Source organism: Bradyrhizobium sp. SZCCHNGR1005 (genome assembly GCF_032489995.1).
Lineage (GTDB): Bacteria > Pseudomonadota > Alphaproteobacteria > Rhizobiales > Xanthobacteraceae > Bradyrhizobium.
In genome coordinates this window covers 720,088-742,700 of sequence record NZ_JAUEZC010000001.1, presented here as the reverse complement: position 1 = coordinate 742,700, position 22,613 = coordinate 720,088, and the positions used below count along the sequence as shown (strand labels likewise).

The following is a 22,613-nucleotide window of genomic DNA, read 5'->3' as shown; positions in this document are numbered from 1 at the left end:
CATGATGCGTCGTTGGTTCGGCATCTGTGTGATGGGGCTGGCTTCGCTGATATCGGCCGCAGCGGCGGCGGAACTCCCGGCCGAGATCAGGCAGTCCGGCATGTTGCGGCTGACGGTCAATTCGACCTACGCGCCGATGGAATATCGCGATCCCGCGACCAACGAGCTGAAGGGGCTCGACATCGATCTCGCCAATGAGTTGGCCAAGCGGCTCAAGCTGAAGATCGTCTGGAGCGAGACGCCGTTCGCGGAATTGATCCCCTCGCTGCAGACGAAGCGCGCCGATTTCATCATCTCAGGGATTTCGGACCGCGCGTCGCGCCGCGGGACCGCCGATTTCGTCGACTATCTCGTCACCGGCCCACAATTCTTCGTGCTCACCGAGAGCGAGGCCAAGATCGCGGCCGATCTCTGCGGCAAGAAGATCGGCACCACGCGCTCGACCAGTTTTCCGGCCGAGATCGAGAAGTGGAGCAAGGCGGTTTGCGAGGCGGCCGGCAAGCCGGCGGCGCAATATGTGCCCGGCGAGAACTCGATCGACGTGCGCAACCAGCTGAAGCAGGGCCGCATCGACGCCGCGGTGCAGGGCAGCGAGACCTTGCCCTATGCGCAGTCGCAGGAGGCCGGCAAGTATCGCATCGTCGGCGAGCCGATCGCGTACGGTTATCAGGGCATCATGGTCCGCAAGGACGACGGCGCGTTGCGCGATGTGGTGACCGAGCAGCTCAAGGCGATGATCGCCGACGGCAGCTACAAGGCGATCCTCGACACATGGGGCCTCGGCGCCAATGCGGTGCGCGAGCCGATGCTGAACGCGGCGCCGCAATGAAACGCGCCGACGCGCTGGCCGACGGCTTCCCCGATCTTACTTCGTTGCCGGTGGCCCGGCAGGCGCATTGGGGCCGCTGGATCACGGCTGCCGTGATCCTCGTCGTGCTGGTGGCGATCGGCCGTGCCTTTGCGCGCGGGCAGATCGAATGGTCCTATGTCAACCGTTTCCTGACCGCGCCGGTGATCCTGCACGGCATCGTCAACACGATGATCATGGCGGTGCTGGCGATGGCGCTCGGCATCGCACTCGGCGTCATCGTCGCGATCATGCGGCTGTCGCCCAACCCGGTGCTGAAGGCGGTCGCCGCGGGATATACGTGGCTGTTCCGCGGCACGCCGCTGATCCTGCAACTGCTGCTGTGGTTCAACCTGGCGCTGGTGTTTCCGACCATCGGCATTCCCGGGCTCTGGAGCGCGCGTGCCGTCGACGTGATGACGCCGTTCCTTGCCGCATTGCTAGGGCTCGGCATCAACCAGGGCGCCTACACGTCGGAGGTGATGCGCGCCGGGCTGCTGTCGGTCGACATCGGACAATATGAGGCGGCGCAGGCGATCGGCATGGGCCGCCTGCAGGCGCTGCGCCGGATCATCCTGCCGCAGGCGATGCGCGTCGTGCTCCCGCCGCTTGGCAACGAGTTCATTGGGCTCGTCAAGGCGACTTCGCTTGCCAGCGTGATCCAATATCCGGAAGTGCTGCACTCGGCGGAGAACATCTACTACGCCAATTCGCGTGTGATCGAGCTCTTGATCGTCGCCGGCCTCTGGTATCTGCTTGTGGTCTCCATCCTCACCCCGCTGCAGATGCTGCTCGAACGGCGCTTCGCCCGCGGCATCGTCCAGGTGGCGCGATGAACACGCCGTTGGTCGCGATCCGCAAGGTCAGCAAGCAGTTCGGCGACTTCCAGGCGCTGAAGCAGGTCTCGCTGGACGTCTGGGCCGGCGAGGTCGTGTGCCTGATCGGCAAGTCCGGCTCGGGCAAGACCACGCTGCTCCGCTGCGTCAATCAGCTGACGGCGATCGATAGCGGCGGCATCTGGCTGGACGGCGAGTTGCTCGGCTGTCGCGAGGATGCTGGCAAACTGCATCGTCTGAACGACCGGGAGATCGGGCGGCAGCGGCTGAAATGCGGCATGGTGTTCCAGCGCTTCAACCTGTTTCCGCATATGACCGCGCTCGAGAACGTCATCGAAGGGCCGGTGCAGGTGCAGCGGCGGAAGGCGGCCGAAGCGAAGCTCGAAGCGATGGAGCTGCTCCGCCGCGTCGGGCTTGCCGAGAAGGCCACATCGTATCCCTCGCAACTCTCGGGCGGCCAGCAGCAGCGTGTCGCGATCGCGCGGGCGCTGGCGATGCGGCCTCAACTCGTGCTGTTCGACGAACCGACCTCGGCGCTCGATCCGGAACTGGTCGGCGAAGTGCTCGCCGTCATGAAGGAGCTTGCGACGTCGGGCATGACTATGCTGGTGGTGACGCACGAGCTCGGCTTCGCGCGCGAGGTGGCCGATCGCGTCGTCTACATGGACCAGGGCGCGATCGTGGAGGCTGGTCCGGCCAAGGACGTGCTCAATGCGCCGCGCGAGGCGCGCACCCGCGCCTTCCTGGCTGCGGAAGTGTGAAGGGGGATCGATGCGACTGACTATGTTTGCCCTGACCGCGTTGCTTGGCGCTGTCGTCACCGGCCCGGCGCTGTCGGCAGAGTTGCCGGCCGAGATCAAGCAGAATGGCCTTCGGATCGCGGTGGTGCCGAACTATCCGCCGATGGAATTCAAGGATCCCGCTACATCAACGCTGACCGGATTCGACGTCGACCTCGGCGAGGCGCTGGCCAGGAAGCTCGGCGTCAAGGCGGTCTGGCAGGAGACCAGCTTCGATCAGCTGATGCCGGGACTCGCGACCCAGCGTTTCGATATCATTCTCTCGGGGATGACGGACACCAAGAGCCGGCAGGATTCTGCGACCTTCATCGATTATCTGCGCAGCGGCCCTCGCTTCTTTGTGCAGGCGTCGCGCGGCGACGAGTTCAAGGACGCACAGGCGCTGTGCGGCAAGAAGGTCGGTGCCAGCAGGCGCACAAAGTTTCCCGAAGAGATCGCAGCCTGGAGCGCAAAGAATTGTGGCTCGAGTCCGATCCAATTCGTCGGCACCGAAGGCTCTGCCGATGCGCGCACGCAGCTGCGGCAGGGCCGTATCGACGCCGCGGTGCAGGGCAACGAGACCTTGCCCTACATCATGGACCAGGAGCCGAACGCCTATGTGCCGGTGGGCGAGATGATCGCGATCCAATATACGGGGCTTGCCACGCCGGTAAAGGCCGCGGAGTTGCGCGAGGCACTGCAGGGCGCGCTGGAGGAGCTGATCACCGAGGGCAGCTACAAGGCGTTGTTGGCGAAATGGAAGTTGAGCGGCAACGGGATCGAGAAGGTGGTGATCAATGCTGGACAGTAAGGCGCTTCGAAGCATCCCGCTCATCCCCGCCAACACGGCGCCGGCGGCCCCGGACTATCCCTGGCCGAAGCCGTTCACCTCGGCGATGTTCCTGTCGTTCGATGTCGATGCCGAGGCCGCCTGGACCTCGAAGGACCCGGCGCACGCGGCGCGGTTGGTCACGATGAGTTATGGCGGCTACGAGGCGCGGGTCGGCACGCCGAAGCTCCTGGAACTGCTCGGCGAGCTCGATCTGAAGGCGACCTTCTTCGTCACCGGCTGGTCGGTCGACGCACACCCGGCGATGGCGGAAGCCATCCTCAAGGCCGGCCACGAGATCGGCCATCACGGCTATCATCATCTGCTGCCGGATCCCGGCGATCCCTACCTCGAAGAGGAATTGGAGAAGGGGTTCGAGGCGATCAAGCGACGGCTCGGTGTCACACCGATCGGCTATCGCGCGCCGTTCGGGGAATTCACGGAAGAGCTGCGCGTCGCACTGATGCGCCATGGCATCGTCTACACGTCCTCGTTCCGCGATGATGTCAGGCCGTACCGCCATCGCCTCGCCGACGGCAGGCCCGGTACGATCGAAATTCCGGTCACCGCAAGCTATGACGACTGGATGCACGGGCTCTCGGCGCGGTTCTCGCCGCGCTCGATCTTCCCGAAGGAGCACGTGCTCTCGATGTGGAAGGACGAACTCGACGAGGTCAGGGAGTGGGGCGCGATGGTCACGACCGTGCTGCATCCGCAGGTCTCCGGCCGTCCGATGCGCTTCCGGCTGCTGCGCGAATTCCTCAGCTACGCCAAGTCCTGCAAGGACGTCTGGATCACGACGGGGGCTGAGATCGCGGCGAATTACCGGCACCACGAGGCGGCCGGGCAGCGGTAGTTCCTCATGGTGAGGAGGTGCGTTAGCGCCGTCTCGAACCATGAGGGCGATGTCGGACCTCATTCCTTCGAGACGCTTGCTTACGCAAGCCCCTCAGGATGAGGGGAAGAAGTCGTTTTCGATGTAGCGGTGTCAAAAGGATGTCCATGCGCATTTCCCGCCGTTCGCTGCTTGGCGCTGCCGCCACGCTTCCCGCGCTGTCGATGCCGGGACTCGTTCGCGCCGAGGCGCAGACCACCTTGCGCTTCATTCCGGTGATCGATCTCGCCTTCCTCGATCCGATCTTCTCGACAGCGCAGGTCACGCGCAATCACGGCTTCATGGTCTACGACACGCTCTATGGCATGGATGCCGCGCTCGACGTGTCGCCGCAGATGGTGGCCGGTCATGCCGTCTCCAACGACGGCAAGCAGTGGGATCTGACCTTGCGCGAGGGCTTGGTCTGGCATGACGGCGAGAAGGTGCTGGCGCGCGACTGCGTCGCCAGCATCAAGCGCTGGGCCGCGCGCGATGGCTTCGGCGCCGAGCTGATCGCGGCGACGGATGAGCTCTCCGCGTTCGACGACAAGACCATCCGCTTCCGGCTGAAGCGGCCGTTTCCGCTGTTGCCGCAGGTGCTCGGCAAAGCCGCGGTACAGCCAGCCTTCATGATGCCCGAACGCCTCGCGAGCCAGGACCCGATGAAGCCGCTCACCGAGGTGGTCGGCAGCGGGCCGTTCCGCTTCGTGAGGGACGAGCGCGTGCAGGGCATCCGCAACGTCTACGCCAAATTCGAGCACTATCGGCCGCGCAGCGACGGCAAGCCGAATTGGACCGCCGGTCCGAAGATCGTGCACTACGACCGCGTGGTGTGGTCGACGATGCCCGATGCCGGCACCGCAGCCGCGGCTTTGCGCACCGGCGAACAGGACTGGCAGGAGACGACCCCACACGATCTTCTTCCGGTGCTGAAGGCCGAGGAGGACATCGTTGTCCGCGTCCTCGATCCGCGCGGCTATGCCTGCATGATGCGTGTCAACCACTTGCATCCGCCGTTCAACAATCCGGCGATCCGCCGCGCGCTGTTGGGGGCGATCGATCAGGCCGCCTTCATGACCGCGGTCGCCGGCAGCGATCCTGCCTATCAGTCCACGCCGATCGGCTTCTTCGCGCCTGGCACCTCGATGGCGAGCGACATCGGCCTCGATGTGTTCCGCGGCCCGCGTAGCATGGAGAAGGTGAAAGCGGACCTGAAGGCCGCCGGCTACGGTGGCGAGAAGGTCGTGCTGCTGGTGCCCGCGAATTCGCAGGCGCAGCGGCCGCTCGGCGAGGTGGCGGCCGACATGATGCGGCGCGCCGGCATGAATGTGGAGTATGTCGCGCTGGATTTCGCTGCCGTCTTGCAGCGCCAGCTGAAGAAGGATCCGATCGAGCAGGGCGGCTGGAGTGCCGCGGTCGGCAATTGGCAGGGCATCGACTGGCTCAATCCGGCCGGGAACACCAATCTGCGCGGCGAGGGCGCGGTGGCCGGCTGGTACAGAAGCGAGAAGATGGGCGCGCTGCGTAGCCAGTGGCTGGCGGCGCCCGATCTTGCCGAGCAGCAGCGCATCTGCCGCGAGATCCAGGCGCTGGCATTCGAGGAGATCCCGTATTATCCGATCGGTCTCTACAAGCAGCCGACGGCGTACCGCAAGAGCATCACCGGTGTTCTCGACGGCACCGCGGTGTTCTGGAATGTGAGGCCCGCATGAGCACGGCGATCTTCGGCAGCTATGTGCTGACGCGCGACGCGGGCGCGCAGAAGGTGCTGCGCGACCATTGGGTGCTGATCGAGGGCAGGCGTGTCGTGGCGATCACGCCAGACAAGCCGGCCGCCGATGAGGTGTTCGACCGCCCCGGCCGCTTCGTGCTGCCGGGCCTGTTGAACCTGCACAACCACATCTTCAGCGAGGCGATCGCGCGGACGTTGACGGAAGACGGCAACGGCCGCCGCAACAACAAGAGCATCGTCTACACGGTGCTGCTGCCGCTCTCCAAGCGCGGCGCCGAGATCCTCTCGGCTGAGGAACGGCGCGCGGTCGGACGTATGGGCATGCTGCAACTGTTGAAAGGTGGGGCGACCACGGTGATGGAGCCGTCGCGCAACACGATCCCCGAGCTGTTCGATGCGGCAGAGGAGATGGGGATCCGGTTCTATGGTGCGCCCTATCTGTTCTCGACCGGCGATGCCAAGGCCGGCGCCGACGGTATCGTGCATTATGCCGGCGACGACGGCGAGGCCGACATGGCGACCTGGAACGCGCTGTATCAGCGCTGGCATGGGCAGGCGCAGGGTCGCATTCGCCTGGCGATGAGCCCGCACGCGACCGACACCTGCGGCCCCGATCTGCTGCGCGCCGCGGCGGCGCGTGCGCGCGAACTGAATGTGCCGATCACGATCCATATGGCGCAGAGTCAGGGTGAAGTCGCCACCATTGCCGCGCGCTATGATGGCCGCACCCCGGCGGAATATCTCGACTGGCTCGGCGTGCTCGGTGACGACCTGCTCGCCGCGCACTGCCACGCCTCGACGGATGCGGACCTTGCGCTGATGGCGGCGCGCGGCACCGGCGTCCTGAACTGTCCGCGGGTGTTCGCGCGCGCCGGGGTCACTGCCGCCTTTGGCCGCTTCGCCGCCCATGGCGTGCGTACCGCCATCGGCACCGACGGCTACAACATGGACCTGCTCGGTGAGCTCAACGCGGCGTCGCTGATCTCCAAGGTTGCGCTGGGCAACGCGGAGACCGCGAGCGCACCGGAACTGATCGATGCGGTCACTGCGACCGCCGCCGCCATGATCAAGCGCGACGATCTCGGCGTGATCGCGCCGGGCGCCACTGCCGATCTCACCGTCGTTGACATGACGCATCCGCATCTCCAGCCATTGCACGATCCCCGCCGCGGCCTGATCGCGCTCGCCAACCGCGCCAACATCGATCAGGTCATGGTCGACGGCCGGCTGCTGATCCACGACGGCCGTTATCTGCATGGCGATGAGGCGGCCATCACTTCGGCCGGCGCTGCTGCGATCGAGAAGATCTGGGCGCTGCCGGAGGCGCAGGCGGCGTTCGCGGGATAAATTCGGGCCGCGGAGCGATACGTCTCGACATCCAGAGATGCCGGCCGTCTCACCGCGTGCCGTAGGCCCGGTCGCCGGCATCGCCGAGGCCGGGCACGATGAAGGCGTTGTCGTCGAGGCCGTCGTCGATCGCAGCGGTCCATAGCGGCACGTCCGGGTGCAGGCCGCGCACCCGCTCGACACCTTCGGGCGCTGCGATCATGCAGACCATGCGGATGTCCTTGGCGCCGCGTTCCTTCAGCCGATCGATGGCGGCGACCGCTGAATTGCCGGTTGCGAGCACCGGCGAGACCACGACGGCCAGCCGCTCGCCGAGGTCAGACGGCGCCTTGAAGAAATATTCGACCGCGACGAAGGTCTGCGGCTCGCGATAGAGCCCGATATGGGCGACGCGCGCCGTCGGCACCAGATCGAGCATGCCGTCGACGAAGGTGACCCCGGCGCGCAGCACCGGCACGAAGACGAGTTTCTTCCCGGCGATCTTGGCCGATTGCATGCGCGCCAGCGGCGTCTCGACTTCGACCTCGGTGAGCGGCAGGTCGCGCGTCACCTCGTAGCAGAGGAGCATGCCGATCTCCTTCAACAACTCGCGGAATGACTTGGTCGAGATCGCCTTGTCGCGGATCAGCGTCAGCTTGTGCTGGACCAGCGGATGATCGACGACCGTGACGCCTTGCATGACCTTCGTGCTCCTGTGTCTCCTGTAACCTCTCCCCGCAGGCGGGGAGAGGGAGCGCACCGCGCCCCGATGCGCGATCCTAACTAGAACACCGTGCCGTCACTGATCACCTTGAGCGGCGGCGAACCGTCGGGGCGACACTCGAAGGCGAGCTTGCGTCCTGCGGCCCAGCTGCCGCCTTCGAGAATCTTGGCGAGTGGCAGGCTCTCGGCATCTTGCCCCATGCGCTGTCGGATGACGATTGCAAGCCGGTCGAGCAGGGCGACGGTAAGCGCTCGCCACTCGACCACCAGCGCGGAGTCGACCGCATGTGCGCGCGTCGCGTCGTTCCCGTCGCGCAATACCAGCACGCCGCCGTCAACGAACAGTCCGCCGTTGCGATATTCGGCGAGCCCGGTGAGGCCGTCGATGTCGGTCACGGTGAAGCCCGCGCGCTGCAGCGGCTCAATCAGCGAATAGGTCAACCATTGCGACAGCTTGTGCAGCGGCACCAACTCGCTCGTCCTATCCTCGGTTTTGAGCGCTGGATGGCGCCAACAATCGCCGAGCGCGACGCCATCGAGCGTGATGCGCGACGGCCAGATCGGTCCGAGCTGAACCAGCACCTCGGCGAGGATCGCGGGCGCGGCGATGCGGCCGCTCTCCGCGCGCGCGGCGAGATGGTCGAACAAGCCGCCGGGCCGGGCGCTGTCTTTCCTCGCGAAGACGTCGGGCTTGCCGCCGATCAGGCCGCCGAGCCGGCGTAACAGGTCGGTCCGTCCTTCAAGTCCGAGCAGCGAATTCTCGGCACTGACCTGGAAGCCGCGTTCGAGATCCGCGACGGTGATCTGCGCAAGCCTTGAAGCGTCTGCGCGCAGGGGAGCTGTGACCTGATCCGAGAATGCGCCGTGCGCGAACATGTCGAGGCTGGCGAGCGCCAGTCCCTCGGACCGGCCGACGCGGGTGCCGCTCACCGCATCATGATAGCGCCATGCGGCGCCGGCGCCGGCATCGAGCAGTACGCTGACGATGGCGAGATCGAATTCCGCCCGCGCCCGCGCCGCCGCATCGGGCCAGCTCACCTTGTCGGCGACCGCTGCCCAGCGATCCTGGCCTGCGATCACGAAATGCCGCCAGCGCGAATGGAACGGCACGTCGCCGCTCGGATAGGCCTTGTGGGTCACCGCGAGCACAAGCTCCGCGACCGCATCGAGCCTGGTCAGATCGATACGGAAATGCGGCAGCTTGTCCTCAAGGCCGAGAGCAAGCAGCCGGTGCGCCCGCTCGCGCACCGCCCGGGCCGACAAGAGGGAGGAGGCATCGACCATCTTGGTTTGCTCAGTACTTCTCGAGTGGGCGCCCGACCGTATCTCCGAGCTCCTGTGGCTTCTGCGGTTCGAGCGAAAAATAGCCCGCCGCCTTCTTGGCCGCGATCTCGACATGGGCGTCGGCCGGAATCAGTTCGTCCGGGATCGGCACGCGTTCGACGATCTCGACGCCCTGGCCCGTCAATGCATCATGCTTCATGTCGCTCATCGAGATGAAGCGGTCGATACGCGTGATGCCGAGCCAGTGGATCACGTCGGGCATCAGTTGCTGGAAGCGCGCATCCTGCACGCCGGCGACGCATTCGGTGCGCTCGAAATAGGCGGCCGCGGCATCGCCATCCTCCTGGCGCTTGCGCGCATTGTAGACCAGGAATTTGGTGACCTCGCCGAGCGCGCGGCCTTCCTTGCGGTTATAGACGATGATGCCGAGACCGCCGGTCTGGCCGGCGCGCACGCATTCCTCGATGCCGTGAATGAGATAGGGACGGCAGGTGCAGATATCCGAGCCGAATACGTCGGAGCCGTTGCATTCGTCGTGGACGCGGCAGGTGATCCTGGTCTTGCCATCGTTCAGCTTGTTGACATCGCCGAACAGATACACGGTGGTGCCGCCGATCGGCGGCAGGAATACCTGCAGGTCCGGCCGCGTCACCAGCTCCGGATACATGCCGCCGGTCTGCTCGAACAGGCCGCGGCGCAGATTGGTCTCGCTGGTGCCGAACCGCGCTGCGACGCCGGGTAGGTACCACACCGGATCGATCGCGATCTTCACCACGGAGACGCTGCCGTTGGCGTGCACGACATCGCCGTCTGTCGTGATGCGTTTTGCCGCCAGCGCTGCGTGAAGCTCCGGCAGGTCGAGCCGCGCCTTGGTCACCGCGATCGTCGGCCTGATATCGATGCCTTCGGCGATCTCGGCGCCGAAATTCTCCGCGACCAGATGCCCCCATGGATCGAGCGCGACGATCTTGGCCGGATCGCGCCATTGCGGGAACGGCCCGATGCTCGCGGCCGGATGGGTGTTGGTGAGGTCGGGGCGGCGGATCGGATCGAGTGCGCCGGAGGAGACCGCGAGCGCCCGATACACCGTGTAGGAGCCGCCATGGCTGCCGATCACGTTGCGGTCCTGCGGACGCGAGACGGTGCCGATGATCGGCCCGCGTTCGCGCGCGCTTGGGGCGCCCCACTGGAGCGGGAAATTGTGCTTGGCGCCCGGAACCGGATGCGAGGTCAGGCGGATATGGTCAGTGCGATTGGAACGCGTCATCTCAGAGTAACCCCATCAGAGCCACCCCCAAAACGGCAACGGCCCGCCGAGACGACGGGCCTGACCGAAAAGAGCTGTTAGTTTCCATGCATCAATATAGCATGTTCCCGGCCCAAAACAAGGGTTCCGGGATGCTGCTCCTGCGAACGCCGCGAGCGCCTTGTTTGTAGGCAAATGGTTACGTGGATGCCGACAGTTCGTTTCATCATGTTGACACATCCGCTTTCGCGATACGCTTTCCAGCTGGCGGTGGCACGGCCCTTGCCTTTGGTGGGCTCTGCGGCCAGCAGGGGCCGCACCCTCGGGGAATGACGTGTTGGACCTGATCATTCGCAATGCTTCGCTGTGGTGCGAGGGCGAGACCCGCTGCACTGACATCGGCATCGGCGATGGCAAGATCGTCGCGATCGAAGCGGCGCTGCAGGCCGGCGCGCGCGAGCGTGACGCCGAAACCTGCCTCGTCGTGCCCGGCCTGATCGAGACGCACATCCATCTCGACAAGACCTGCATTCTCGACCGCTGCCGGATTGCGGAAGGCACCGTCGCCGAAGCCGTGCGCGAGACCGCCGCGGCCAAGCGCAACTTCACCACCGAGGATGTCTACGCCAGGGCGAAGCAGACGGTCGAGCGCTGCATCAGTCATGGCACGATGCGCATGCGCACCCATGTCGAGCTCGATCCCGGCATCGGCATGATCGGCTATGATGCCATCGAGCAGCTCAAGCGCGATTACGCCTGGGCCATGGATATCGAGCTCTGCGTCTTCCCGCAGGAAGGGCTGACGAATTATCCGGGGACCGAGGAGCTGCTGATCGAAGGGCTGCGGCGCGGCGCGCGCACGCTCGGAGCCGCACCGTATTTCGACACCGATCCCGCGGCGCAGATCGATCGCATCTTCGCCATCGCCCGCGAGTTCGATGTCGACATCGACATGCATCTTGATCTCGCCGAGACGCTCGACCGCATGCAGATCGAATATGTCTGCCGCAAGACCGAAGAGTATGGCTGGGGTGGGCGCGTTGCGGTCGGCCATGTCACGCAGCTGTCGCTGCTGCCGCCGGAGCGCTTCAACGCGATCGCGATGCAGCTCGCCAATGCCGGCGTCGCCGTCACCGTGCTGCCGTCGACCGATCTGCACCTGATGGGACGACGGCAGGATCATGCGATTCCCCGCGGCGTGGTGCCGCTCGAGCCGCTCCGCGCCGCCGGCGTCACCTGCTCGATCTCGACCAACAATGTGCTGAATCCGTTCACGCCTTACGGCGACGGCTCGCTCATCCGCATGGCCAACCTCTATGCCAATGTCTGCCATGTCTCGCGTCCCGATCATCTCGCCGGCTGCCTCGACATGATCACAAGCGATGCCGCGCGGCTGATGCGGCTTGGCGACTACGGCGTCAAGCTCGGCGCGCCGGCCGATCTCGTCTGCATCGACGCGCGCAGCCCGACCGAGGCGATCGCAACGCTTGCGCAGCCGCTGTGGGGATTGAAGCGCGGCCGGCCCTCGTTCACGCGCCCGCGGCCGATGCTGCATGGACCGGGGTGATGCGGGCGGGCGACGATGAGATGATTGCTCGTCATTCACCGTCATTGCGAGTAGCGCAGCGACGAGGCAATCCAGAATCCCCGTGCAGCCCTGGATTGCTTCGCTTCGCTCGCAATGACGGATACCGAAGCGTAGGGTGGGCAAAGGCGCGTTGCAACGATGTCTCGACATTCGCAAGTGGACGAAGCGCCGTGCCCACCGTCGGGCGCCGCGCGATATCGCGGTGGGCACGCTTCCGCCGACGCCCTTCGGGCTATGGCGGACAAGTCGCTTTGCCCACCCTACGACGTCAGGTGTCATCGCGAGCGCGGCGATCCGGACTCTCTCCTCGTCTGGATCGCTCGTAATGACGTTGGAGTTTTCGACCAAGGAGTGACACCATGCGCGTGATCAATGTTGCCGCCGCCCAGATGGGGCCGATCCAAAGGGCCGACAGCCGCGAGGTCGTGGTCGCGCGGATGATCGCGCTGATGGACGAGGCCAAAGCCAAAGGCGCCGATCTCATCGTCTATCCGGAGTTGGCGCTGACCACCTTTTTTCCGCGCTGGTATATGGAGGATCAGGCCGAGGTCGACACCTGGTTCGAGCGCGCCATGCCGAATGCGGCCGTGCAGCCGCTGTTCGATCGCGCCAGGCAGCACCGGATGGCGATGAACTTCGGCTATGCCGAGCTGACGCCGGACGGCCATCACTACAACACGGCGATCCTGACCGATCGCGACAGCAACATCGTCGGCAAATATCGCAAGGTGCATCTGCCGGGTCACGAGGAGTACGATCCGACGCGCAGCCACCAGCACCTGGAGAAGCGCTATTTCGAGCCGGGCGATCTCGGCTTTCCGGTGTGGCGCAATCTCGGCGGCATCATCGGCATGGCGGTGTGCAACGACCGCCGCTGGCCCGAGACCTATCGCGTGATGGGCCTGCAGGGCGTCGAGATGGTGCTGATTGGTTACAACACGCCGTCGGTCAACTCGCAGAAGAATGCCGAGGGACCGGAACAGCGGCTGTTCCATAATCGTCTCTCGGTGCAATCAGGCGCGTATCAGAACTCCTGCTGGGTGGTCGCGGTCGCCAAAGCCGGCGTGGAGGACGGTCATCCGCTGATCGGCGGCAGTCTGATTGTCGATCCGGACGGCGGGATCGTCGCTGAAGCGACGACCGAAGGCGATGAGGTGCTGGTCGCGCGTTGCGATCTCGACGCAACCAAGTTCGGCAAGGAGACGATCTTCGATTTTGCGAGCCACCGCCGCATCGAGCATTACGGCCTGATCACCAGCCGCACCGGTGCGATTCCCCCGGAGGAGTGAAGATCAGTGCGCGAACGCCACCGCGCCGAGCGCCATGGTGATAGCCGCCTGAGTCGGGTCGATCACGGGAATGCCGAGCGCATCTTCCAGGCCCTTGCGATGGCGCGCCATGCCGGCGCAGCCCATCACGATCGCGCCGGCGCCATCCTGCTCCTTCAGCGCGCGGCCGACCGCGATCATCCTGGCCAGCGTGCCTTCGCCAGAAGCGGTTTCGGCCACCGTCATGTCGAGCGGCCGCTCGGCGGCGAGCCGGTCCATCAGCCCCATCTGGCGGAGATAGCGTAGATGTCGCCGGATCGAGCGCTGGGCGATCGCGATCACGCCAAAACTGTCGGCGCGGGTCAGTGCGGTCAGCACGCCGCATTCGGCGATGCCGAGCACCGGCCGCGCCGTCGCCTCGCGGCAGACATGCAGGCCGGGATCGCTGTAGCAGGCGATCACGAAGGCGCTCGACGCGTTGTCGGTTTCGACGAACCGCCGCAGCGGCATGGTCACGCTGTCGGCGTCCTTCTGGCTTTCGATTCCGTACGGGCCTTCCTTCAGGGTCTCGCAGACGATCTCCGGTCCGTCGGCAAACATCAGCGGCTTCAGTGCCTCGGCGAGGCCGTCGGTGACTATCTGATTGGAGTTCGGATTGATCACCGTGATGCGCGGGCGGGACATGGGAGCTTCCTGCTTGAGACGTGTTGACGCAGCGTGAAACGCAATCACTATGCCACGTGGCGCATGCGATCGTCATGCGCCGGGCGCAACGGCGCGCCGCGACATCAGCGGTGTTCCATTGGGCAGAACTGATAAGGGGACCGCCATGACCGAGCCAGCCTATGAGTTGATGATCCGGGGAGGGCGCGTCGCCACGACGACCGACATATTCGAGGCCGACGTCGCCATTGCGGGCGAGAGCATCGTCGCGATCGGCCGTGGCCTTGGTCCGGCCAAGCGCGAGATCGATGCGCGGGGCAAGTTGGTATTGCCTGGCGGCGTCGACAGCCATTGCCATATCGAGCAGCTATCGGCAGCCGGCATCGTCAACGCCGATACGTTCGAGAGCGCGACCACTTCGGCCGCCTTTGGCGGCACGACCTCGGTGATCTCCTTTGCCGCCCAGCATATCGGCATGAAACTGCCGCAGGTGTTGGAGGAGTATCATGCGCTCGCGCGCAAAGGTGCCGTGATCGACTACGCCTTCCACATGATCGTCGCGGACCCGACCAAGGAGACGCTGGAGCACGATCTGCCCGCGCTGATCAAGCTGGGGCACGGTTCGATCAAGATCTTCATGACCTATGATCTCCTGAAGATCGACGATGAGCCGTTGCTCGATATTTTGGTTGCGGCGCGCGAGGGCGGCGCGATGCTGTGCGCGCATGCCGAGAACCACGGCATCATCTCGTGGATGGTGAAGCGGCTGCTGGCGCGCGGCTATACCCATCCGAAATACCACGCCATCAGCCACGCGCGCTTCTCCGAAGCGGAAGCTTTCAACCGCCTGATCGGGATGGCTGCGCTGATCGACCAGCCGATCATGATCTTCCACGTCTCGACCGCCGAGGGCGCCAAGGTCATCCGCGACGCGCGCGGCCAGGGGCTGAAGGTGTTCGCCGAGACCTGCCCGCAATACCTGTTCCTCACGGCCGATGATCTCGACAAGCCCGGCGTCGAGGGCGCGAAATGGATGTGCAGCCCGCCGCCGCGCCGCGCCTCCGACCAAGATGCGCTGTGGCAGGCGCTCTCGCTCGGCGACCTGCAGACCATCTCTTCCGACCATGCGCCCTATCGCTTCGATGAGACCGGCAAGCTGCGCGCCGGCCCCAACCCGAACTTCAAGCAGATCGCCAACGGCCTGCCGGGGCTGGAGCTGCGGCTGCCGCTGCTGTTCGACGCGATGGTGTCGAAGGGCCGGCTCGGCCTCAACAAGTTCGTCGAGCTGACCGCGACGGCGCCGGCCAAGATCTACAATCTGCATCCGAAGAAAGGCGCGATCGCGATCGGCGCCGACGCCGACATCGCGATCTGGGATCCGGAGAAGCGTGTCACGATCAGCGACGCGATGATGCACGATCGCGCCGGCTACACGCCGTTCGCCGGCCGCTCCGTGCAGGGCTGGCCGGTGACGGTGCTGTCGCGCGGCCGCGTCATCGTCGAGGACGGCAAGTTGTCGGCGCAGGCCGGCTCAGGCCGCTTCCTGGCCCGCAGCGGCGGCGAGGCAGCGAAGCCGACCGGACGCCTGGTGGCAGACATGGACCCCGAGCAGAATTTTGGCGCGCGGCTGCTGTAGGCTGGACGGAGCGCCATGCACGTCCTGATCTTCGGCGGGTGCGGCTTTGTCGGACTCAATGTCGCGCAAGCGCTGCTCGCGCGCGGCCATCAGGTGACCTTGTTCGACCACGCCGATCTGCCGAACGCCGCGCAGCGTGCCTTTGCGGTCTATGGCAAACAGCTTTGCGTGCTGCAGGGGGATGTAACCAATCATCAGGCCGTTGCCGCCGCGATCGCATCTGGTTGCGATACCCTGGTGCTGGGCGCGGCGATCACGGCCGGTGTCGAGCGCGACGCGGCCGAGCCGGAGCGTATTCTTGCGGTCAACCTGCTGGCGCAGGTGCCCATGCTGCAGGCCGCGCGCCGCGCCAACGTGAAGCGTGTCATCAACCTGTCCTCCGCCGCAGCCTATGGCGCCAGCGGACAGCGCTTTCAGTTCCTGGATGAGACAACGCCTTGCGATCCGGTGTCATTGTATTCCATCACCAAGTTCGCCTCCGAACGCGTCGCCGCGCGCCTGGGCGATCTCTGGCAGACCGATGTGATCAGCGTGCGGCTATCAGCCGTGTTCGGGCCGTTCGAGCGCGCAGGTGGCGTGCGCGATACGCCATCGCCGCAGGCCCTGATCCTCGGTTGCCTTGCGCGTGGCGAGCCGGCGCTCTTGAGCGACGCTGGCGCAAGGGACTGGGTCTATGCGCTCGATGTCGCGGACGCGATTGCGCTGCTGCTGGAGGCGGCTAAGCCGCAGTACACGCTCTACAACATCTCCAGCGGCGTAACCTATACCGTGGAAGCGTGGGGCGACCGCTTTGCTGACCTGCGGCCGGGCTTCGTCTGCCGGCTGGCTGAACAAGGCGAGAGGCCCACAATCGCCGTGCATGGGCCGGCGCGTGCGCCGTTGTCGACGGCGCGACTGGCTGATGAGTTCGGCTGGCGTGCCCAATTCAGCTGCCTGGACTCGGCGGTGCATCTGAGCCGCTGGTTCGATGAGTACCTTGGAGCATAGCATGAGACTCGCGGGAAGGACCGTCATCATCACCGGCGGCGGCTCGGGCATCGGCCGCGCCAGCGCGGTCGCGTTCACGCGCGAGGGCGCCTTCGTTGCCCTTGTGGACCGCGACGCGGCAGGCGCTGAGGCAACGCTGGCGCAGCTGCAGGAGGCTGGCGGCGAGGGCAGCATTCATATCGGCGACGTCGGCGAAATCGATTTTGCCACGACGACGGTCGAAAGCGTGGCCGCAGGCCGCGGCCGGCTCGATGTGCTGCTGTGTGCGGCTGGCTTCTCCTGCGGCGGCACCATCGTCACGACCGCCCCTGCGGATTGGGATGCGGTGTTCCGCGCCAATGTCGGCGGCACCTGGTTGTGGGCCAAGGCCGCGGTGCCGGTCATGCAGCGCCAGCAGAAGGGGGCGATCATCACGCTGGCCTCGCAGCTGGCGATTGCCGGCGGCAAAGGCAACAGCGCCTATATCGCCGCCAAGGGCGCGATCATCAGCCTGACCCGCACCATGGCGGTCGATTTCGCGACCGACGGCATTCGCGTCAATGCGATCGCCCCGGGAGCTATCGATACGCCGATGCTTCGCCGCAGCTTCGCGCGCCATGTCGATCCGGACGTCGTGCGCGACGCCTCGCGCCAGCGCCACGCGATGAAGCGCTTCGGTGAGGCCGAGGAGGTCGCTTCCGCCGTGCTTTACCTCGCCAGCGATGAAGCCTCTTTCGTGACCGGCGTGGTGCTGCCGGTCGATGGCGGCTGGCTCGTGGCCTGAGGCTTCGGTCTATAAGTCCGGTGAATAGTCCCCAGCAAATTGAGATTTCTGCCGCTGAAGATGCTTTGCTAGGCTGCGCCGGCCGGATCAGGAATGCATGGAGTGGGCGTGGGCGAGATCGATCGTGTCGGGCGCGACACTGCAACGCGTCCCGGTGCGCGCCATGAATGACGGGCTCGCCGCGCTTGCCGCTCAGGTCCGGCGCGATCTCGACAGGATCGCCCACCCCAAGATGCCTTGGCTGAAGCCGGTGCCTGGTCCCGACGGTCGCCCCGCGCTGGACGTGCTGATCGTTGGTGGCGGCCAGTCGGGCCTTGCGACGGCCTTCGGGCTCATGCGCTCGCAGGTCACCAACATCATGGTGCTGGACAAAGCGGAGCAGGGGCGCGAGGGGCCGTGGCTGACCTATGCGCGTATGCCGCGCCTGCGCTCGCCCAAAGATTTTACCGGTCCGGATCTCGATATTCCCAGCCTCACCTATCAGTCCTGGCACGAGGCGAAATTCGGCGAACAGAGCTGGCGCGATCTTGATCTCATTCCGCGCGAATATTGGGCAGAGTATCTCGCGTGGTATCGGAGCGTGCTCGACCTTCCGGTGCGCAACGGCTGCGAGGCGATCGATATCGCACCCGCCGCCAATGGCTTGTTGCAGGCGAGCGTTCGGAGCCGCGCCGGCGAAGAGGCGCTCTATGCGCGCAAGATTGTGCTTGCCACCGGCCAGGAGGGGATGGGCGATTGGAGCATTCCGGCGCCGTTGCGCCATCTGCCTGCTACGCGCTGCGTCCACTCCGCTACCGCGATCGATTTCGAGACGCTGCGCGCCAAACGTGTTGCCGTCATCGGCGCCGGCGCCTCGGCCTTCGACAATGCGGCGACGGCACTGGAAGCAGGCGCAGAGCGCGTCGATCTGCTCTGCCGCCGCGCCGAGATCCAGCTGGTGCAGCCCTATCGCTGGCTGACCTTCCGCGGATTCTTGCGGCACTTCTCCGAGCTCGACGATGTCTGGCGCTGGCGTTTCATGCGGGCAGTCCTGGAGCTGCGCGAGGGCTTTCCGCAGCACACCTACGACCGCTGCGCGCGCCATGCGGCCTTCCGTCTGCATGAGGGAGTGCCGGTCGAGGCAGCACGGGAGACGCCCGACGGCGTCGTGTTGCAAACGCCGCGCGGCGAGATCGTTTGTGATTTCGTCGTCAGCGCGACCGGCATCGCGACGGATTTCGCCGGCCGTGCCGAGCTGAAGCGCTTCGCGCACAACATCGCGCGCTGGGGCGACCGCTACACGCCGCCGGCCGAAGAGCGCAACGCGCGGCTTGGCGCATTCCCCTATCTCGCCGACGACTACGCGCTGTGCGAGCGAACATTCGGGGAAACGCCGTGGATCGCCAACATCCACGTGTTCGCGATCGCCTCCACCATGAGCTTCGGCGCGTCCGGCTCGTCGATCAACGCGATGACGACGGCGGTGCCGAAGCTGGTGCATGGGCTGACGCGGGGGCTGTTCCGCGCTGACCTCGACAAGCACTGGGCGGCATTCCAGGCCTATGACGTGCCGCAGGCGGTGGTGCGGCGCGAGCCGGCGAGTGGATCTTCGAAGTGTCCTGCTGGCACATGATTTGCTGCTTTTCGGACTCTCGCAGACCGAGACACGGCCGGGCCGTTGGGCCCAGACAGATGAGGCGAAGGGCATGAGCATGAGCTTTTCGATTTCCAAACGGATATTGGTCGCGGCAGCAGCATTGCTTGCGGTGGCACCAGCCGTGCCAGGCGCACATGCGCAGAGTCGCGCCGAGACGCTGCGCTATGTCACTGGCGCCACCGTCAACACGCTCGATCCCAACATTCCGGGCTCGACCCGCGAGGCCTTCGCGCTCTCGATGAGCAGCTATGACCGGCTGGTGTCGTTCGGCCGCAAGCAGCTCAATGGCAAATGGGTGTTCGATCTCGACACCATTTCCGGCGAGCTCGCGGAGTCCTACAAGGTCAGTCCGGATGGCCTGAAGATCACCTTCAAGCTGCGCCCCGATGCCAAATTCCAGGACGGTTCACCCGTCACCGCCGAGGACGTGAAATGGTCGCTCGACCGCTGCGTCAGCGCGCCGATCCTCGGCAAGGCGCAGCTGCTCACGGGCTCACTGACGTCCCCCGATCAGTTCAAGGTGATCGATCCCCTGACGTTCGAAGTGACCTTGCCGAAGCCGGACAAGCTCGCGCTGCCGAACCTCGCCACGGTCTATCCGATCATCATCAACTCCAAGCTCGCGAAGGCGCATGCGACTGCCGACGATCCGTGGGCGCTGAACTGGACCAAGGAGAATGCCGCGGGCAGCGGCGCCTATATCGTCGAGACCTTCAAGCCAGGCGAGCAGGTGATCGCCAAGCGTAACGAGGCCTGGAATCGTGGCACGCCGGACAAGCCGGCCGGGTTCAAGCGACTGATCATCCAGTCGGTGCCGGAGCCCGCCACACGCGCCAATCTGGTCGAGCGCGGCGATGCCGACCTTGTCATCGATCTGCAGGCGAGCGATGTGCAAGCGTTGGAAGGGAAGGGCAAGCTGAAGGTGATCTCGACGCCGCAGTACAATGCGGTGAACTTCATTTCGATGAACAACAAGATTCCGCCGTTCGACAATGTCAACGTGCGGCGCGCGATCGCCTATGCGTTGCCCTATGACGATATGTTCAAGGCGACGCTGTTCGGCCGTGGCGCGCCGCTGTTCGGCGCGACCTGGGCTGATGGCAAGCCGCCGAGCGGCGCCTATCCGATCCCGCAGCCGGTCAAGCTCGATCTCGACAAGGCGAAGGCCTATCTCAAGGACGCCGGCATGCGGGACGGCTTCTCCACGACGTTCAGCTTCAATGTCGGCCAGGCGGCGACCGCCGAGCCGATGGCGGCGCTGGTCAAGGAATCCTTGGCCAAGATCGGCATCAAGGTCGACATCCAGAAGCTGCCGGACGCGCAGATGTCGACCGCGATCAACGAGAAGAAGCTGCCGTTCTTCACGGAAGGAATCGTCGCCTGGTTGCCGTCGACCGACTATTTCTACCGCAACTTCTACACCGGCAATCAGCGCTGGAACTATTCCTCCACCGACAATGCGGAGTTGGAGAAGATCGCGCAGGCCGCGCGCTTCGAGCCCGATAGGGAGAAGTACGAGGAGGAGGGCAGGGCGCTCAATGCCATCCATTTCGACCAGATGTTCCAGATTCCGATCTGGCAGGCGGCGCAGGATGCGGTGATGCAGCCGAACGTCGAGGGGTATGTCTACCAGTTCACGCGGCAGGTGGATTACCGCAATCTCAGCCGCAAGTAGGCGAGCGAGAACAGCGCGAAGCATGGGCACGATCGGCGCAACTCTGATCCGGGCGGGGCGGCGGTTCATCTCGTCGATGCCGGCGCTGTTCGGCGTGCTGGTCTTCACCTTCCTCTTGATGCGGGTGCTGCCCGGCGATCCCGCCGTGTTCTTCGCATCCGGGCCCAATGCCGGCAAGGAGGAGATCGAGGTGATCCGCAAGCAACTCGGGCTCGACAAGCCGTTGCCGAACCAGCTGGCGATCTATCTCTACGACGTCGGCCGCGGCAATCTCGGGCGCTCGATGATGACCGGGCAGCCGGTCGCCAAGGACCTGCGCGAACGTCTGCCGGCCTCGCTCGAATTGACACTGGCGGCACTGCTCATTGCGCTGGTGTCGGCGGTGCCGCTCGGCGTGATCGCCGCACTTCGACCGGGCTCGCTGGTCGACCATGGCGCGCGGCTGTTCTGCTCGCTCGGTGTCTGCGTGCCGACCTTCGTGTCCGGCCTGCTCCTCATCTACGTATTCTACTATTTGCTCGGCCTCGCGCCGGACCCGACCGGCCGCGTCGACATCTTCACCACGCTGCCGCCGTCGCGCACCGGCTTCCTGATCGTCGACTTCCTGCTCGCCGGCGATCTCGAAGGCTGGTGGGCGGCGGTGCGGCAATTGATGCTGCCGGCCTTCACCATGGCGCTGTTCGTGATCGCGCCGCTGGCGCGCATCACCCGCGCCTCGATGCTGGTCTCGCTCGGCAGCGACTTCGTCCGCACCGCGCGCTCGGTCGGACTGTCCGGGTGGCGCATCGTCGTCACCTATGCGCTGCGCAACGCCATCCTGCCGGTCATTACCATCGCCGGCATCGTCTTCTCCACCATGTTAGGCGCCAACGTGCTGGTCGAGAAGGTGTTCTCCTGGCCGGGCGTCGCCTCCTATGCGCTCGATGCGCTGCTCGTCTCCGACTACGCGCCGGTGCAGGGTTTCGTGCTGCTGATGGCCACGATCTTCGTCATCGTGAATCCGCTCGTCGATGTGCTCTACGGCATCGCCGATCCCCGGGCGACGGTTGCATGAGCACGATGGAAACATCCTCGACGCTCCGTCACACCTCCTGGGTGTTGCGCGGCAATCCGGTGACCGCCGTTGCCGCTTGCGGCGCGCTGCTGCTGGCGATCGTCGCCATCCTTGCGCCCTGGCTCGCGCCTTATGATCCCATTGCGTCGGATGTGCCGCAGGCCTTGCAGGCGCCGAGCGCGGCGCATTGGGCCGGCACCGACCAACTCGGCCGCGACGTCTTCAGCCGCCTGGTCATCGCCACGCGCCTGGATCTGGCGATCGCGGTGAGCGCCGTCGCGGTCTCCTTTGCGATCGGCTCGGTGATCGGTGCGCTGTGCGGCTATGCCGGCGGCCGGCTCGACAAGGCGATCGGCCGCTTCGTCGATGTCTTGATGGCCTTTCCGCTGTTCGTGCTGGCGATGGCGATGGTCGCTGCCCTCGGCAACCGCGTCGAGAACATCGTGATCGCAACCGCGATCATCAACCTACCGTTCTACATCCGCTTCGCCCGCGCCGAGGTCAACATCCGCCGCAATTTGGGCTGGGTCGAGGCCGCGCGCGCTAGCGGCGAAGGCCACGTTGCGGTGGTGTTGCGCTTCCTGCTGCCGAATGTGCTGCCGGCGATGGCCGTCCAGATCTCGCTCAATCTCGGCTGGGCCATCCTCAATGCCGCCGGCCTTTCGTTCATCGGTCTTGGCGTCAAGCCGCCTACACCGGAATGGGGCATCATGGTCGCCGAAGGCGCGCGCTTCATCTCGACAGGGCGTTGGTGGCTGGTGGCGTGTCCGGGTTTTGCACTGATGCTGACGGTGCTGTGCTTCAACCTGCTCGGCGACGGCTTGCGCGACATCCTCGATCCGAGGATGAGAACGTGATAGCATTGGG

20 protein-coding genes are annotated in these 22,613 nt (G+C 65.4%); 16 read left to right on the top strand and 4 right to left on the bottom strand.

The window, feature by feature from the left end; translation table 11 throughout:
• The first annotated feature begins 4 nt into the window (after window positions 1-4).
• The 7 genes from QXZ85_RS03455 to QXZ85_RS03425 all read left to right on the top strand — a co-directional run bounded on the left by QXZ85_RS03455 (window position 5) and on the right by QXZ85_RS03425 (window position 7,244).
• Window positions 5-829 (top strand): ABC transporter substrate-binding protein, encoded by an 825-nt coding sequence (locus tag QXZ85_RS03455; RefSeq protein ID WP_315703068.1) that lies wholly within the window; start codon window positions 5-7, stop codon window positions 827-829.
• The gene (locus tag QXZ85_RS03450) at window positions 826-1,683 is read left to right on the top strand and encodes an amino acid ABC transporter permease (protein ID WP_315700705.1); all 858 of its coding nucleotides are present in this window, start codon (window positions 826-828) and stop codon (window positions 1,681-1,683) included. Before QXZ85_RS03455 ends, QXZ85_RS03450 begins: the two co-directional genes overlap by 4 nt.
• Entirely contained in the window at window positions 1,680-2,444 is a 765-nt protein-coding gene (locus QXZ85_RS03445) for an amino acid ABC transporter ATP-binding protein (protein ID WP_315700704.1), read from the top strand. The genes QXZ85_RS03450 and QXZ85_RS03445 overlap by 4 nt, the downstream gene beginning before the upstream one ends.
• Before the next feature lie 10 nt (window positions 2,445-2,454).
• The gene (locus QXZ85_RS03440) at window positions 2,455-3,273 is read left to right on the top strand and encodes an ABC transporter substrate-binding protein (RefSeq protein WP_315700703.1); all 819 of its coding nucleotides are present in this window, start codon (window positions 2,455-2,457) and stop codon (window positions 3,271-3,273) included.
• The gene (locus tag QXZ85_RS03435) at window positions 3,260-4,147 is read left to right on the top strand and encodes a polysaccharide deacetylase (protein WP_315700702.1); all 888 of its coding nucleotides are present in this window, start codon (window positions 3,260-3,262) and stop codon (window positions 4,145-4,147) included. Before QXZ85_RS03440 ends, QXZ85_RS03435 begins: the two co-directional genes overlap by 14 nt.
• Before the next feature lie 146 nt (window positions 4,148-4,293).
• Window positions 4,294-5,877, top strand: coding sequence for an ABC transporter substrate-binding protein (locus QXZ85_RS03430; RefSeq protein ID WP_315767353.1), 1,584 nt, complete (start codon window positions 4,294-4,296; stop codon window positions 5,875-5,877).
• Window positions 5,874-7,244 (top strand): amidohydrolase family protein, encoded by a 1,371-nt coding sequence (locus QXZ85_RS03425; protein ID WP_315767354.1) that lies wholly within the window; start codon window positions 5,874-5,876, stop codon window positions 7,242-7,244. Before QXZ85_RS03430 ends, QXZ85_RS03425 begins: the two co-directional genes overlap by 4 nt.
• A gap of 49 nt (window positions 7,245-7,293) precedes the next feature.
• Here the strand turns inward: QXZ85_RS03425 and upp are convergent, their stop codons facing one another.
• From upp to QXZ85_RS03410, 3 genes are all read right to left on the bottom strand, one after another.
• Window positions 7,294-7,923, bottom strand: a complete 630-nt coding sequence (gene upp / locus QXZ85_RS03420; RefSeq protein ID WP_315767355.1) for a uracil phosphoribosyltransferase — start codon at window positions 7,921-7,923, stop codon at window positions 7,294-7,296.
• A gap of 83 nt (window positions 7,924-8,006) precedes the next feature.
• Window positions 8,007-9,230 (bottom strand): URC4/urg3 family protein, encoded by a 1,224-nt coding sequence (locus QXZ85_RS03415; protein WP_315741778.1) that lies wholly within the window; start codon window positions 9,228-9,230, stop codon window positions 8,007-8,009.
• A 10-nt stretch (window positions 9,231-9,240) separates the two neighbouring features.
• Complete coding sequence (locus QXZ85_RS03410) at window positions 9,241-10,497, bottom strand: GTP cyclohydrolase II (protein ID WP_315767356.1); 1,257 nt, start codon at window positions 10,495-10,497, stop codon at window positions 9,241-9,243.
• Window positions 10,498-10,813: 316 nt separating this feature from the next.
• Here QXZ85_RS03410 and QXZ85_RS03405 point away from each other — a divergent pair, with 316 nt between their 5' ends.
• Together QXZ85_RS03405 and QXZ85_RS03400 are read left to right on the top strand one after the other, a co-directional pair.
• Window positions 10,814-12,043 carry an amidohydrolase family protein gene (locus QXZ85_RS03405; RefSeq protein WP_315741777.1) on the top strand — a complete coding sequence of 410 codons (1,230 nt, stop codon included), beginning with the start codon at window positions 10,814-10,816 and terminating at the stop codon, window positions 12,041-12,043.
• Window positions 12,044-12,423: 380 nt separating this feature from the next.
• Window positions 12,424-13,353 carry an N-carbamoyl-D-amino-acid hydrolase gene (locus QXZ85_RS03400; RefSeq protein ID WP_315700695.1) on the top strand — a complete coding sequence of 310 codons (930 nt, stop codon included), beginning with the start codon at window positions 12,424-12,426 and terminating at the stop codon, window positions 13,351-13,353.
• A gap of 3 nt (window positions 13,354-13,356) precedes the next feature.
• Here the strand turns inward: QXZ85_RS03400 and QXZ85_RS03395 are convergent, their stop codons facing one another.
• Window positions 13,357-14,016 carry an aspartate/glutamate racemase family protein gene (locus QXZ85_RS03395; RefSeq protein ID WP_315767357.1) on the bottom strand — a complete coding sequence of 220 codons (660 nt, stop codon included), beginning with the start codon at window positions 14,014-14,016 and terminating at the stop codon, window positions 13,357-13,359.
• Between the two features lie 145 nt (window positions 14,017-14,161).
• On the opposite strand from QXZ85_RS03395, the gene hydA reads away from it, so the two are divergent.
• The 7 genes from hydA to QXZ85_RS03360 all read left to right on the top strand — a co-directional run bounded on the left by hydA (window position 14,162) and on the right by QXZ85_RS03360 (window position 22,603).
• Window positions 14,162-15,631 carry a dihydropyrimidinase gene (gene hydA, locus QXZ85_RS03390; RefSeq protein ID WP_315767358.1) on the top strand — a complete coding sequence of 490 codons (1,470 nt, stop codon included), beginning with the start codon at window positions 14,162-14,164 and terminating at the stop codon, window positions 15,629-15,631.
• A gap of 15 nt (window positions 15,632-15,646) precedes the next feature.
• Window positions 15,647-16,618, top strand: a complete 972-nt coding sequence (locus QXZ85_RS03385) for an NAD(P)-dependent oxidoreductase (RefSeq protein WP_315767359.1) — start codon at window positions 15,647-15,649, stop codon at window positions 16,616-16,618.
• 1 nt (window position 16,619) lies between these two features.
• Window positions 16,620-17,381: an SDR family oxidoreductase gene (locus tag QXZ85_RS03380; protein ID WP_316166745.1), complete on the top strand. Its 762-nt coding sequence runs from the start codon at window positions 16,620-16,622 to the stop codon at window positions 17,379-17,381.
• A gap of 163 nt (window positions 17,382-17,544) precedes the next feature.
• Complete coding sequence (locus QXZ85_RS03375) at window positions 17,545-18,993, top strand: NAD(P)/FAD-dependent oxidoreductase (protein ID WP_315765434.1); 1,449 nt, start codon at window positions 17,545-17,547, stop codon at window positions 18,991-18,993.
• Window positions 18,994-19,072: 79 nt separating this feature from the next.
• A complete protein-coding gene (locus tag QXZ85_RS03370; protein WP_316173752.1) occupies window positions 19,073-20,692 on the top strand; it encodes an ABC transporter substrate-binding protein in 1,620 nt (539 codons plus the stop codon).
• Between the two features lie 22 nt (window positions 20,693-20,714).
• A complete protein-coding gene (locus QXZ85_RS03365; RefSeq protein WP_316173418.1) occupies window positions 20,715-21,746 on the top strand; it encodes an ABC transporter permease in 1,032 nt (343 codons plus the stop codon).
• Complete coding sequence (locus tag QXZ85_RS03360) at window positions 21,743-22,603, top strand: ABC transporter permease (protein ID WP_315700689.1); 861 nt, start codon at window positions 21,743-21,745, stop codon at window positions 22,601-22,603. The genes QXZ85_RS03365 and QXZ85_RS03360 overlap by 4 nt, the downstream gene beginning before the upstream one ends.
• Window positions 22,604-22,613 lie beyond the last annotated feature (10 nt).